This is a genomic window from Streptomyces sp. NPDC047130 (assembly GCF_040643475.1).
Lineage (GTDB): Bacteria > Actinomycetota > Actinomycetes > Streptomycetales > Streptomycetaceae > Streptomyces.
The window spans coordinates 257,524-270,802 of the sequence record NZ_JBEYUK010000003.1 but is presented as its reverse complement, the minus strand read 5'-3'; the positions used below and the strand labels follow the sequence as shown (position 1 = coordinate 270,802).

At 71.7% G+C, this 13,279-nt stretch carries 8 protein-coding genes; 6 read left to right on the top strand and 2 right to left on the bottom strand.

Annotated elements, in window-relative coordinates; translation table 11 throughout:
* Window positions 1–359 precede the first annotated feature (359 nt).
* The 6 genes from ABZ836_RS06360 (at window position 360) to ABZ836_RS06335 (ending at window position 7,828) form a co-directional block, all read left to right on the top strand.
* Window positions 360–1,010: an NUDIX hydrolase gene (locus ABZ836_RS06360; protein ID WP_361139888.1), complete on the top strand. Its 651-nt coding sequence runs from the start codon at window positions 360–362 to the stop codon at window positions 1,008–1,010.
* 96 nt (window positions 1,011–1,106) lie between these two features.
* The gene (locus tag ABZ836_RS06355) at window positions 1,107–2,090 is read left to right on the top strand and encodes an alpha/beta hydrolase-fold protein (RefSeq protein ID WP_361139885.1); all 984 of its coding nucleotides are present in this window, start codon (window positions 1,107–1,109) and stop codon (window positions 2,088–2,090) included.
* Window positions 2,091–2,103: 13 nt separating this feature from the next.
* A complete protein-coding gene (locus ABZ836_RS06350; RefSeq protein WP_361139882.1) occupies window positions 2,104–3,618 on the top strand; it encodes a peptidoglycan DD-metalloendopeptidase family protein in 1,515 nt (504 codons plus the stop codon).
* Window positions 3,619–3,796: 178 nt separating this feature from the next.
* Window positions 3,797–5,746 carry a glycosyl hydrolase family 32 gene (locus ABZ836_RS06345; RefSeq protein WP_361139879.1) on the top strand — a complete coding sequence of 650 codons (1,950 nt, stop codon included), beginning with the start codon at window positions 3,797–3,799 and terminating at the stop codon, window positions 5,744–5,746.
* A complete protein-coding gene (locus ABZ836_RS06340) occupies window positions 5,637–6,359 on the top strand; it encodes an FHA domain-containing protein (RefSeq protein WP_361139876.1) in 723 nt (240 codons plus the stop codon). Before ABZ836_RS06345 ends, ABZ836_RS06340 begins: the two co-directional genes overlap by 110 nt.
* Window positions 6,359–7,828, top strand: coding sequence for a serine/threonine-protein kinase (locus ABZ836_RS06335; protein ID WP_361139873.1), 1,470 nt, complete (start codon window positions 6,359–6,361; stop codon window positions 7,826–7,828). The genes ABZ836_RS06340 and ABZ836_RS06335 overlap by 1 nt, the downstream gene beginning before the upstream one ends.
* 66 nt (window positions 7,829–7,894) lie before the next feature.
* Here ABZ836_RS06335 and ABZ836_RS06330 read toward each other — a convergent pair whose 3' ends face one another.
* Together ABZ836_RS06330 and ABZ836_RS06325 are read right to left on the bottom strand one after the other, a co-directional pair.
* Window positions 7,895–10,834 (bottom strand): carbohydrate binding domain-containing protein, encoded by a 2,940-nt coding sequence (locus ABZ836_RS06330; protein WP_361140278.1) that lies wholly within the window; start codon window positions 10,832–10,834, stop codon window positions 7,895–7,897.
* Between the two features lie 541 nt (window positions 10,835–11,375).
* A complete protein-coding gene (locus tag ABZ836_RS06325) occupies window positions 11,376–13,205 on the bottom strand; it encodes a glycoside hydrolase family 3 protein (RefSeq protein ID WP_361139870.1) in 1,830 nt (609 codons plus the stop codon).
* Between the last annotated feature and the right edge of the window lie 74 nt (window positions 13,206–13,279).

The window sequence follows — 13,279 nt, the reverse complement described above, 5'->3', positions numbered from 1 at the left end:
GCGGGGCAACATAGTTTCGGCCGCGGCAGTGCGTTTCTCCACCATGACGGTGCGATCGTTCCTCGCCAGAGCCCCTTCGGGGGCCGAAAATCGCCCTTCAGGCACCGGATCGATGGCAACCGCCTCGCTCGAGAACGCGATCGCCTGTGAGGCGGTCGGTCGCCGAGACGGCACTGCGCACCCTGGCTCTGCGGTCGCCCGTCGAGGGGAAGGACCTGCCGCCGGCCGGTTGTTCCGGGCCGAGCAGGGGGGCGCACCCAGGGCGGACCGGTGTCTCCGCCCACTATGCTCGGGCGGCGTACTGGCTGCTCTCGAGGGCGCAGGGCTTCTCGTGGAGTCGCTCGGGGAAGCATCCGACCGTGGCTCACCTCGCAGAGGAACCGCTCGCAGCCGATGGCCGCGGCAACTCCTTGATCTCGTTCTCGCGGGGCGGCGAGGCAGCGCCGCCCCGCGACGCCCCGTTGCCGGCGGCGCTGGTGGCGTTGTGGCGAGCCGGCCGGGTCCTCATGGTCTTCGACCGCTACCGCCAGTCCTGGGAGCTTCCGGGAGGGAGCGTCGAAGAGGGCGAAACCCCCCGCCAGGCAGCAGTACGGGAACTGCTGGAGGAGAGCGGGCAGCAGCCTGACGAGCCGTTGCGGTTCATCGGCTACGCGCGCTTCGTCCTGGCGCCTGACCGGCGCGTCGAATGCCTGGCCCTCTGGGGGCCGGTCATCCGCAAGAGCGATGGTGCCGAATCCACCCAGCACGTCTCCGAGACCACCAAGCCGGCGGGCACCGACGGCTCGGCGTACGGCGTTGTCATTCCCCGGGAGATCGTCGACGCGGCCCTCGCGAACACCCCCGACTGGCAGCCCCGGATCAACGGGACGAAGTACCCCCGGACCTCCCAGCTCAGAAGCGGTCTCCAGCACTCACGCTTCCGCGCCGCCGCTGACCCTGCCGCCGCCGCTGACCCTGCCGCTGCCCGGGGGCAGCTTGTACCACCTCGGGCCGGGGATTGCGTTCCGTAACCTTCCGGGTTCACCGTCGCCGCGCACCCGTCTAGCTTCCGGACCACCGAGGCGGTCCGGACCGCAGGGCCGCCCACACGCTTCTCTGGAGGGACATTGACCGCGCAGCCTCCCACCCGCAGGAACTTCCTCAGGACCGCGGCCGGAGCCGGCGCCGTGGCGGCGCTCGGCGCCGGCGGTGTGCTCGCGTCGGCCTCGCCGGCGTCGGCGTACCGGGCAGGCCACGGCCTGAACGCCGTGGAGTGGAACGAGAGCGACCCGCGGATGTGGTACTACCGCTTCGAGACCGACGCCATCGAATGGAACCCGGGCGTCAACGTCCTGCTGCCCGACGGCTACCACACCAGCGGCCGACGCTACCCCGTGCTGTACCTGCTGCACGGTGGCAACCAGGACTTCATCTCGTGGGACAGGATGGGCATCCGCGCCTGGACCGCCGGAAAGCCGATCATCGTGGTCATGCCCGACGGCGGAAGGGCCGGCTGGTACTCCAACCCCGTCAGCACCAACGTGGGCCCGAGGAACTGGGAGCACTTCCACATCGGCCAGCTGATCCCCTGGGTCGACGCGAACTTCCGCACCTACGCCGAGTACAACGGCCGCGCGGTCTCCGGCTTCTCCATGGGCGGCTTCGGCGCGCTGAAGTATGCCGCCAAGTACTACGGCCACTTCGCCTCCGTCAGCTCCCACTCCGGCCCGGCCAGCCTGCGCCGCGACTTCGGTCTGGTGACGCACTGGGCGAACGCCTCCTCCGCCGCTGTGGAGCTGGGCGGCGGCACGGTCTACGGCGTCCCCCTGTGGGACGAGGCGCGGGTGACCGCGGACAACCCCGTGCAGCGGATCGAGAGCTACCGCAACAAGCGGATCCACCTGGTCGCCGGTACCGCACCCGACCCGGTCGACTGGTGGGACACCATCAACGAGAACCAGGTGCTCGCCGGTCAGCGCGAGTTCCGGGCCGCGCTGGGCGCTGCCGGCATCCCCCACACCTTCCGGGAGCCGGGCGGCGGTCATGTGGTCCGCCCGGACCTGTTCAACGAGGACCTCAACGGCATCATCGGTCGTCTGCGCAAGGCTTGACGAGGGGCTTGTCATGTTTCTGGCATTATCGAGACGGGTGTGGCCCGTCGCCCTGGCGGCGGTCTCGGCCCTGCTGTCGGGCCTGCTCCTGACACCCCTGGCCGCCGCCGCCCCTGCCGAGGCCGCTGCCGCGTACACCGGCTTCTGCCCGGCGACGGGGTACCTGTCCCAGGGTCATCACGCCGGCCACAACGGGATCGACATCGCCGCCCCCACCGGTACCCCGATCTACGCCGTCGGCCCCGGCGAGGTGACCATCTCCGGTCACGAACCGGGCTACGGCCAGTGGATCCGGATCCTGCACCCCGACGGGTCCACCACCGAGTACGGGCACATGTACCACCGGGACGTCCAGGTGGGCGACCGGGTGGCCGGCGGGCAGCGGATCGCGCTGATGGGCAGCGAGGGCCAGTCCACCGGCCCGCACCTGCATCTGCGGGTCTGGGCACGCCCCGGGGTCAGCGTCGACCCGGTCCCGTATCTCGCCGAGCGGGGCATCCGGATCCCCTGCTTCCCCGGCCCCGGACCGGCCCCCGCACCGCCGGTCCATCCGGCCGAGTCGGGTCGCGTGGTCTCCGCCCGCGGTGCCGACGGGAGGCTGGAGCTCTTCGCGGCCGGTGCCGACGGCGTTCATCACGCCTGGCAGACGGACCCGAACAGCGACTGGTCGGCGTGGGAGTTCCTCGGTGGACCGGGTGACGCCCAGCTCGCGGTCGGCCCGAACAAGGACGGGCGGCTGGAGCTCTTCGCCGTCAACGGAAGCGTCTTCGAGCACATGTACCAGCTGCGCCCCTCGGGTGCCTGGTCGGGCTGGGAGAATTTCGGCACCGGTGGTCACGACGTCGCCGTGGGTTCGAACGGTGACGGGCGGCTCGAGGTGTTCGCCTCGGGTCCGGTCGGTGTGTTCCACAAGTACCAGACCGCGCCGAACAGCGGCTGGTCGGCCTGGGAGCCGACCGGGGGTCCCGCCAACAGTGCCGTCGAGACGGAGAAGGCGCCCGACGGCCGCCTGGAGGTGTTCGCGCTCAACGGCGAGACGTTCCAGCACCTGTACCAGACGCGGGTCAACGGCGGTTGGTCGGCGTGGGAGGCGTTCGGCGAGGGCGGGCACGACCTGACCGTCGACCACAATCAGGACGGCCGCCTGGAGGTCTTCGCGTCCGGCCCGGTCGGGGTGTTCCACAAGTACCAGACCAACGCCACGAGCTGGTCCGCGTGGGAGCCCACCGGCGGACTCGCGGACGCGCAGCTCACCAGCCAGCGCACACCGGACAACCGCGTCGAGGTGTTCGCCATCAACGAGACCGCCGCCCAGCACATCTGGCAGACCGGCGTCAACGCCCGGTACGGCGGCTGGGAGGCCTTCGGCACCGGCGGCGCCGAGATCACCGCCACCGCGAACGCCGACGGCCGTATCGAGGTCTTCGGCACCAGCCATGCCGGGGTCTACCACAAGTGGCAGACCGGACACGCCACCTGGTCCGACTGGGCCTGGCTGAACTCCACGGCCGGCCCACCCGTCGACTGACGCACCCGGAGTCGCACCGATGTATCCGATCAGCAGGCGGCGCCTGCTGCGGACCGCCGGAGCGGGAGCCCTCGTGCTCCCGCTCCCGGCGCGCACCGCCTCCGCCGCCTCACCCTCGTCCGCCGCTCCACTCCCGTCCGCCGCCCACGCATGGCTCGGCGCCGGACCCTTCGCCCCTGTGTACGACCCGTCCTCGTCCGGCGTCCGGCGCTACCTCAACGACCACAGCCTGATCAAGTCCGGCGGCCGGTGGCACCTCTTCAGCATCGTCGGCCGGAGCGCACCCCCCGGCACCGCCCCCGACAGCGGCGCCGAGACCTCCTTCGCGCACGCCTCCGCGCCCACCCTCGACGGCCCTTGGACCACCCACCCCGCCGCCCTGACCGCGGACCCCGGCTACCACGGCGAGAAGCACCTCTGGGCGCCGCACGTCATCGCGGTGGACGGTGTCCACTGGATGTTCTACGCCGCCGGCGGCGACACCGGAGCCGCCATCAACGCCGCCACCTCCACCGACCTCTTCACCTGGACCCGCGTGCCGTCCGGACCGCTCTTCCGCGGCATCGTCGCCCGTGACCCGATGGTCACGCGCATCGGCGGCGCCTGGGTCATGTACTACACAGAGGTGTCCGCCCCCGACGGCCGGCACCTGGTCTCCTACCGGCGCTCCACCGACCTGCTGAACTGGAGCTCACCCGGCACCGCCTTCACCGACGAGTCCACCGAGAGCGACGGGGTCTCCGTCACCGAATCCCCGTACGTCCTCGAACGGGACAGCTGGTACTACCTGTTCATCGGCCCCCGCAACGGCTACGACGGCACCGACGTCCTCGCCTCACGGGATCCGTACCACTTCACCCTCGACGGTTATGCCGGCCACATCCCGGGCCACGCCGTCGAACCCGTCACGGACGGCGGGCGGTGGTACGCGAGCGCCGCCGGCTGGTTCCGCAAAGGCCTCCACATCGCCCCGTTGACCTGGCAGAACACCCCACCCCCGTGGCAGAGCCCGGACAATCCCGTCGCCGCCGCCGACGTTCTCGGCCGGCTCAACGTGTTCGCCTTCGACGCCCGCGACCGCTCCATGCTCCGCCGCGTCCAGCTCGACCCCGAGACCGACACCTGGTCGGCCTGGGAGACCTTCGGGACCCCGGCCGGCGCCGTACCCGCCCTCGGCCGCAACGCCGACGGCCGCCTGGAGGTCTTCTCCCTCGCCCGCGGCGGTACGGGGCTCCTCCACCGCTGGCAACTGTCACCAGGCGGCGCCTGGTCGGCGTGGGCCCGCTTCGGCACCCCGGCCGGCGGCGCGCCCTGCGTCGTGCGGGACGGCACCGGACGGCTCGAGGTCACGGCGATCGCCCCGTCCGGAACCGGGGGCTTCCAGCGCCGGCAGGCGGAACCGAGCGGCGGCTGGGGGGAGTGGCGGCACCTGCTGGGCTGGTCGGCCGGGGCGCCGCTGATCGTACCGGGCGCCGACGGCCGGCTCGAGGCGTTCGGCGTCGACCCGGGCGGTGAACGGATCGCCCACCGCTGGCAGTTGACCCCCGGCGGCGCCTGGGCCCCCGACGGGGCGCGGGGTGAGGACTTCGACGAGACGGGTGTCGTCCTCGCCGGTCCACCGTCGGCCGCGATGGACGCCACCGGCCGGATCCACGTGTTCGCCGTCACCGCCGACGGCCGGCTCCGCACCCGGGTACAGGCGCTGCCCGGTGGCGGGTGGAGGGTGGCGGCCGTGGACGGCCTTCGGAACGCGCACGGTCTTGACGCTCAGGCCGGGAGCGCCCGCACCGTGATCCCCCGCACGGTGATCCCCCGCACGGTGATCTCCCGCACGGTGATCTCCGCCCTGTCGTCCCGGCGGCCCGGGGAGCGGAGGCTTCGGGCCGCCGCCCACGGGCATGTGGCGTACGGTGCGCGAGTGGGTACTCTCCACCCTGTCGGCACGGATCCGGACGGGGGAGCGGTGACGGGTGAGCGGGATTGTTGTCCACCTGCGGGAAGACCGGAACGGGCGTCCTGTGACGCTGCGGCTCGGCCCGGGCGAGTGGGTGCGTTTCGGCCGCGGTTCCGCCACGGTTCCCGTCGACCTGCGCCTGGGCGACGAGGCGGTCTCCCGTGTCGCGGGTGAGATCCGCGCGACCGACGACCACTGGCAGTTGAGCAACCTCAGTTCCACGCACGGCTACCTGGTGGAGAACCCCGAGGGCGCCGGGGAGTACGTGCGCGTCCCGCCGCGGCGCGTGGGGACCCCGATCCCGTTCGAGTTCTCCCGTGTGGTGCTGCCGTCGCGCCGCGGTGCCCCCGTGTGCCTCCAGGTGTACGCCCCCGATCACGTGTATCTGGACCCGCAGGCGGTGGGGGCCTCCGGGGAGAGCCGCACCCTGATGGCGTACAACCTGGACCAGACCGCCACCTACTTCCTCGTCCTGGTCGCCCTGTGCGAGCCGTGGCTGCGTGACGCTTCTCCGGCCGCCGTCCCCACCACCCCTCAGGTCGTCGAGCGGCTTCGCGGTCATCCCGGCTGCACCAAGCTCACCGCTCGCGCCGTGACGTCGCACATCGACTACCTGGCCGAGGAGAAACTCCGCATCGGTACCCCCGCCCCCGACCGTGCGGACCGTCGCCACGGCAAGCGTGAGGCGGTCGTCGCTCTCGCGCTGAAGTTCGGGATCGTGTCGGAGGAGCACCTGACGCTCCTGCCGCCCCGCACGGACCCGGGTGGGCGTGCGGGAAGGGCGTGATGCGTTCACCGGAGCTCCTTCCCCGCGGTCACCGGGTGGGGAACTGGATCGTGGAGGAGCCCCTGGGCGCGGGCGGCTGGGCCACGGTCTACGGGGGACGGCGCGCCGGGCCGGGAGGTCCGGAGCATGTGGCGCTCAAGGTCATGCCGACGGCAGGGCTCGCTCCGCGGCAGGCGCGCCACGTCGCGACCGCGGCCCGCCGCGAGGTGGAACTGGCCCGGAAGGCGCCGCACCCCCGGCTGGTGCGGCTCTTCGACGATCTCGTCCTCGACGCCCCCGACCACCCGGACCTGGACGGCGCCCGGGTCCTGGTCATGGAACGGGCCCGGTGCACCCTCCGGGAACTCCTCGGCACCGGTGTCGACCAGGAACGCGGTGCCCGGATCGTCGCCGGCATCTGCGAGGGCCTGGCGCATCTTCACGCCTCGGGCTGGATCCACGGCGACCTGAAACCGGAGAACGTCCTGATCGGCGAGGACGGCGAGATACGGCTGTCGGACTTCGGCCTCGCCATCGAGCTGACCGGCACCCACGGTTACACCGCCCCCGTGGGAACGCCGGACTATCTCCCGCCCGAGCGCTGGAAGGAACCCCTGGGCGTCGACGGCGTACGGGTCCGGCCGACGTCCGACGTCTGGGCGCTGGGCATCCTGATCCACGAGGTGTTCGCCGGCGGCGTGTCCCCCTTCCCCGGGGCCACCGCCACCGCCCGCAGCGCCGCCGTCCATGCCTACGCGGAGGGCCGCACCCCGTTACGCATGGACCACACGGTCCCCGAGTTCTGGCGCGCGGTGGCAGCCGACTGTCTCGCCCCCACGCACACCGCCCGCGCACCCCATACGGCCGCCGCGCTGCTGGCCCGCGTCCGCGCCCACCGGACAGGCCCCCGGCCCCGACGCTCCCGGACGGCGCTGCTGACACTCGCGGCATGCGCGATGACGGTCTGCGCGGCCCTGCCGCTGCTCCCGGACACCGACGGCGGGACGGAGCCGGTGCGGATCCGGGTGTACAACGCCGAACACGCCTGCCAGAACCGCACGGACCGCGCCCGCGAGTGCAGCCTCGGCCTGGCCGTCGACCCGCTGCTGCCGTACACGGCGGAAAACGTCGTGGGGATGCGCGTCTGGCACCACGACGTCCTGGAAGCGGAGTGCCGCCTGCTCCACGGCCAGACCATCATCGACGAGCAGGGCACGAACTCCCCGGCCTGGTACCGCGTCCGGCTCCCCCACCCCACCCCCCACGCGACTACGGCCTGGCTCCCGGCAGTTCGCGCGGAGACCCACCCGCCGCTCCCGAACTGCGCGGAACCGGCCCGGGAATCGAGGCGTCACCACACCCACCGGCACGGCTCCCCCGGTCCGTCCGGGGTCAGCCGCTCGACGATCCCCGCCATGGCACCTGCCTCCCCAGCCGGTGCCGGAGCGTGGGCAGCGGTGGGGGAGGGGCCTCGCGCCGCCGTCCGATGACGCGGCGGAGCCCCGGCGGACGGTGTCGGCCGTCCGCCGGGGCTCCGGATCATCCCGGGTGGCCGGCTACTTCAGGTAGGTCCCGGCGGTGCCGATCCTGCCGGGACCGTTCAGGACGTACACCCGCAGGTTGCCCTTGCCCGGGGCGGCGACGGAGAGCTTCCCGTCGGTGACCACCCGGGTGTCACCGGTGACGGCGTCCTTGTAGGTGCCGTTGGGGATGCCGCTGTAGGTGGCGGCGTGGGTGACGGTGACCAGGGCGAAGCTGTCCGTGCCGCCCGCGGTGTACCGGCGCTTGTAGGCGATCTCGCCGCTGATGCCCTCGGTGGAGTACTGCCCCATCTGGAGGGCGGGGATCGCGCGGCGGATCTCGTTGAGCCGCTGCACGTGCTTGACCAGCGGCTGCGACAGCGTGGTGGCGACGGCGCCGGAGGCGGAGTCGACCTTGCCGAACTGCGAGGCCGTCACCTCCCCCTGGAGGTGGTCGCCGTAGTAGGCGCGCCCGGTGGTGGCCAGCGGACAGGTGGGCCCGCAGTCGATCTTCTTGCCCTTCTGGAACTCGATCTCCGAGCCGTAGTAGAGGGTCGGGATGCCGCGGAAGGTCCACATCAGCGACATGTTCTCGGCCCAGGCGTCCGTGCCGCCGGTGTAGCGCTCACCGCTCTTGTTGGGGCCGTAGTCGTGGCTGTCGACGTAGACGACGTTGTAGGTGGGGTCGTTGACCGAGTCGTCAGAGTCCTTGCCGTTGTGGAAGGCGTTGGACGCGTCGCCGAAGTTCATGTGCATGCGCATGTCGATGATGTTCATGCCGGAGAACCGGCTGTGGTCGGGCGCGTGGTAGTCGTTGCCCGCGAGGAACGCGTTGGTGGACGTCGGCTGCGCCGCCGTGCCGGCGTTGTTCTCGTACTCGTACATCTCGAGCGCGGCCTTGGCGTCGTCGGCGCTGTACTCCTTGCGCTCCTTCCAGGTGAAGAACTGCGCGGAGTGGTTGACCGAGCCGCGGTTCCACTTGTCGTTGACGAAGGCACCGACCTCGCCGAAGACGAAGAAGTTCTTCGCGGCCTCGGCGCCGTGCTGCTGGGTGACCCGCTCCTGGATCGCGGGCAGGAAGCGCCGGTTCCAGGTGGTGCGCGGGATGTGAACGGCGGTGTCGACGCGGAAGCCGTCGACGCCCATGTCGATGTACTTGTTGTACGCGCCGATCAGGTAGTTCTGGGCCTTGGCGCTCTCGGTGTTGAAGTCGGCCAGGTCGTCGTGGAGCCAGCAGGAACGGGAGTCCTCGCCCTCCCAGTTGCCCAGCCAGCAGGTGTGGTAGACGTCCTTGGGCCACGCACCCGACGTGGCGTTGGGCCACTGGCAGTTGTAGATGCGGTACCCCTCGGGGGAGGTGGAGGGGGTCGGCCTGCCCCAGTTGAGGCAGGTGTTGCCGGTGGGCTCGGCGGTGGACCACAGGTCGCCGTTGTAGTGGGACTTCCCGGACTTCGGCTCGACGGACAGGCCGTCGTACTCGAAGGAGGAGTTGGGCTCGTCGTAGTACCAGCTCCACTGGGCGTCGCGGACGCCGTAGTGCTTGGGCGTGAACAGCCCCTTGGCGCCCCACCGCGAGGAGTGGTTGTAGACGACGTCCTGGTAGATCTTCATGCCCTTGGCGTGGGCTGCGTTGATGAGGTCCTGGTACGAGGCTCCCGCGGACTCCAGGCGGCGGTCGACCTTGTAGAAGTCGTAACCGTGGTAGCCGTGGTAGTCGTAGTCGGACCGGTTGAGGACCACGGGGGTGATCCAGATCGCCGACATGCCGAGGCCCTTGATGTAGTCCAGCTTGTTGATCAGGCCCTTGAAGTCACCCCGGAACATGGGGTCGTTGTTGGCGGCATTGCCGGACCGCTCGTGCTGGCCGCCGCCGCGGTTGTTGGAGCTGTCCCCGTCGTTGAACCGGGCGGTGAGGACGAAGTAGATGGGGTCCTTGCGCGGGTCGGTGCCCAGCGGCTTGCCCTGCGCGGCGGCGGGCGGCTTCACGCCGGTGGTGGCGGTGGCCGCCGCGGAGGCGGCGGAGAGGTTGCCGGCGGCGTCGGCGGCGCGCACGGTGAAGGTGTAGGCGGTCTTCTCCTCCAGGTCCGCCACCGACAGGACGGTCGAGGCGACGTCGGTGACCACCGTGCCCTTCGTCCCGCCGGTGCGGGTGACCTGGTACCGGGTCACCTGCTTGTCGTCGGTGGACGGCTCCCAGGTCAGCAGCACGGAGACGCCGTCGGCCTTGGCGGTCACCTTCGTCGGCACGGACGGCGCCTGGGTGTCCGGCACCTGCGCCGCGCAGGGGTCGGTGGCGTTCTTCACCACCACCCGGTCCTTCACGGTGCTCACACCGCTCGTGAGCGTGTAGTCGCCGCCGTTGTTGTTGTCCCAGGTGCCGTTGCCGTTGTTGAACGCTGCCTTCATCGACGTGGCCGAGCCGAGGTCGACGGTCCGCCGCATCCAGCCGGTGCAGGCGGCCTCCATGCCGATGCCGGGCACGGCCGTCCAGGCGCCGCCGGCCGGCTGGTAGTGCAGGTTGGTGGTGGTCCAGCCGACGGTGGCGGTCGAGTAGTAGACGGTCGCGCTGTTGGCGCCCTGGCCGGGGGACGGGCTCGGGGTGGGGTCGGTCCCGGGACCCCCGGTGCCCGCGCACGGGTCGCTGTGGGCGACCACCCCGTCCTTGACGGTGATGGCGCCGGTGCCGAGGTCGTAGTTCTGGCCGGCGTTGTTGTCCCAGGTGCCGCTGCCGTTGTTGAAGGTCGCCTGCAGGCCGCCGGCCGTGCCGAGGTTGACCGTCTTCTTGACCCAGTCCGTGCAGGCGGCCTCCATCGCCACCCCGGGAACCGTGGTCCAGGAGCCTCCGTCGGGCGCGTAGTGCAGGTTGTACGCGGCCCAGTTCTTCGTCTTCGTGTAGTAGAAGACGGTCGCCGTGGACTCGGCGGCCGCCACCGGGGCCGTCTCCACGTCGGAGAACGACGTGGCGGGCAGGGTCATCAGCAGGCTCAGGGCGCCTGCCGCGGCCGTGACGGCCGACAGGGGGCGTCCCGGCAGCCCGCGGCGTCGCGGGGTCGTGCGTTCTCTCATGCGTGTTCTCCAGCGAACCGGTCGGCCAGGCCGCGGAGTTCACCGCGGCGGTCTGCTGCCTGGCCTGCCTATGGGGGGAGGGAGAGACCGAGTGAAAGTTCTGTCGGAATCTTTCTGCAAGGAATTGCGACCGGATGGTGGCAGACGCCCGGCGGGCGCGTAAAGGGGTCCGGCGCGAACTGGTGCACGCGCCGCCGAAGATCGTCGGCGGTTCGCCGTTTGTGATGTCTTGTCCCGCCGGTTCCTGGGACGGCCCTCGGTCCTCGCGACCTGGGGCGGCCACCGGGTGATGCCCGAGCGGCGCGCCGGGCGGCGAACTCCCCGCCGAGAGGGAGCGGCTGTACGGGGGGCGGGACTTCCGGCGCCCTGGTCGCGTGGGCCGACGGCGAACGGCCCCGGTGCTCCCCTCGACGGGGAGCGACCGGGGCCGGAAGGGGCGGGCAGGCGGGGGTCAGTCGTCGTACGTCAGGCCGTGCCCGGCGGGGAAGAGGACCTGGGAGGGGGCGTCGGCACGCTGGACGGGTACGGGCAGCTTGCCGCGCGGCTCCACCCGGCCGGCGATCACCCGTGCGGCGGCGCGCAGTTCGACCTCGGTCCAGCAGTAGGAGACCAGGGAGGCCGGGACCTCGCCGAGGTGGGCGATGTCGTACGGGTTGCGCACCGCGAGGTGGACGACGGGGACGCCCGTCGCGAGCAGCCGGGACACCAGGGTGCGCTGGGCGCTGGCGGCGCCCACATTGTCGGTGGTGACCACCACCGCGTCGCGCCCCTGCGCCGCGGCCACCGCCGCGTCGATGGCCGCCGCGTCGGGCGTCCGGCCGGTGGCGAGGTGGACGGTGCTGTACCCGAGTTCGTCGAACGCCGCGGCCAGCTCCGGCACCGTGGACCGGGTGGCGTCCGTCGGGAAGGCGGGACTGGCGCCCACCACCAGCAGCTTCCGCTGTCCGCGGCGCAGCGGCAGGGCCCTGTTCCGGTTGACCAGCAGGGTGGTGGTGCGCTCCGTGATCCGGGCGGCGGCGAGCCGGTGCCGGCGGGCCCCCACCACCCGCTCGATCTCGGACGCGGAGGTGTACGGGCTGCCGCGGAGCAGGCCCACCTTGTCCTTGAGCCGCAGGATGCGCAGGACCGACGCGTCGAGCCGCTCCTCGGTGATCTCCCCGCTGCGGACGGCCGCCAGGACGCCGTGGAAGGCCACGTCGATGTCGGGCGGGAACAGCAGCTGGTCGGCGCCGGCCTTGAGGGCGAGCACCGGCACGCGGTCGTCGCCGTACTTGGTGCGCACGCCCCGCATGTTGAGCGCGTCGGTGACGATGACGCCGTCGAAGCCGAGCTCACCGCGGAGTACGCCCTGGAGGATCGCGGGCGACAGGGTGGCCGGCTCGTTGCTGGGATCGAGCGCGGGAACCTGGAGGTGGGCGGTCATGATCGAGTCCACGCCGGCGGCGATCGCGGCCCGGAAGGGCGGGGCGTCGACGCGGTCCCACTCCTCACGGGTGTGGGTGATCACCGGCAGCCCGGTGTGGCTGTCCTCCGCGGTGTCCCCGTGGCCCGGGAAGTGCTTGGCGCACGCCACGACGCCGGCCTGCTGGTACCCCCGCACCTGGGCCGCGACCATGCGGCTGACCTCGCCGGGGTCGGCGCCGAAGGAGCGGATGTTGATGATGGGGTTGGCCGGGTTGACGTTGACGTCGGCGACCGGGGCGAAGTTCTGGTGGATGCCCAGGGCGGCGAGTTCGGCGCCCGAGATCCGTCCGGCGGTGCGCGCGTCGGAGAGCGAGCCGCCCGCGCCGAGCGCCATCGCCCCCGGCAGCTGGGTGGCGCCGCTGCCGATGCGGACGTTGGCCCCGTGCTCCTGGTCGATGGAGATCAGGGACGGCACCGGTGTGGGCAGCGCGAGCGAGGCCCGCTGCACCCCGTCCGACAGGGCCGCCACCTGGCGGGGGTCCTGGATGTTGTTCGCCCAGCCGGAGAAGTAGATGACACCGCCGACGTGGTACTTGGCGATGAGCTCGGCCACGGTGCGGACGCCGAGTTCCTTGAGGTTGCGCTCCTGGTCGTACTGGCTGGGAGAGGTCGCCGACGTGCCGTAGAAGTACGGCACGAACAGCTGGCCGACCTTCGCCTCCACGCTCATCGTGGAGAGGATCCGCCTGAGGTGGCGGTCGTCGCGCCGGTGCGCGACCGCGGGGGCAGCCGCCGCGCCCACGACGCCCGTCGCGCTCGCGGCGACCACGGTCGCGGAGGCGAGGACGGTTCGCCTGGACAGATTCCGGTCCTGCATGCGGGCATGCTCCTTCCAGCCTTGCTCGACAAGGGAGTTGGAGGAAGAGTGAAGGGCTCCGAACTGCGGGAAAC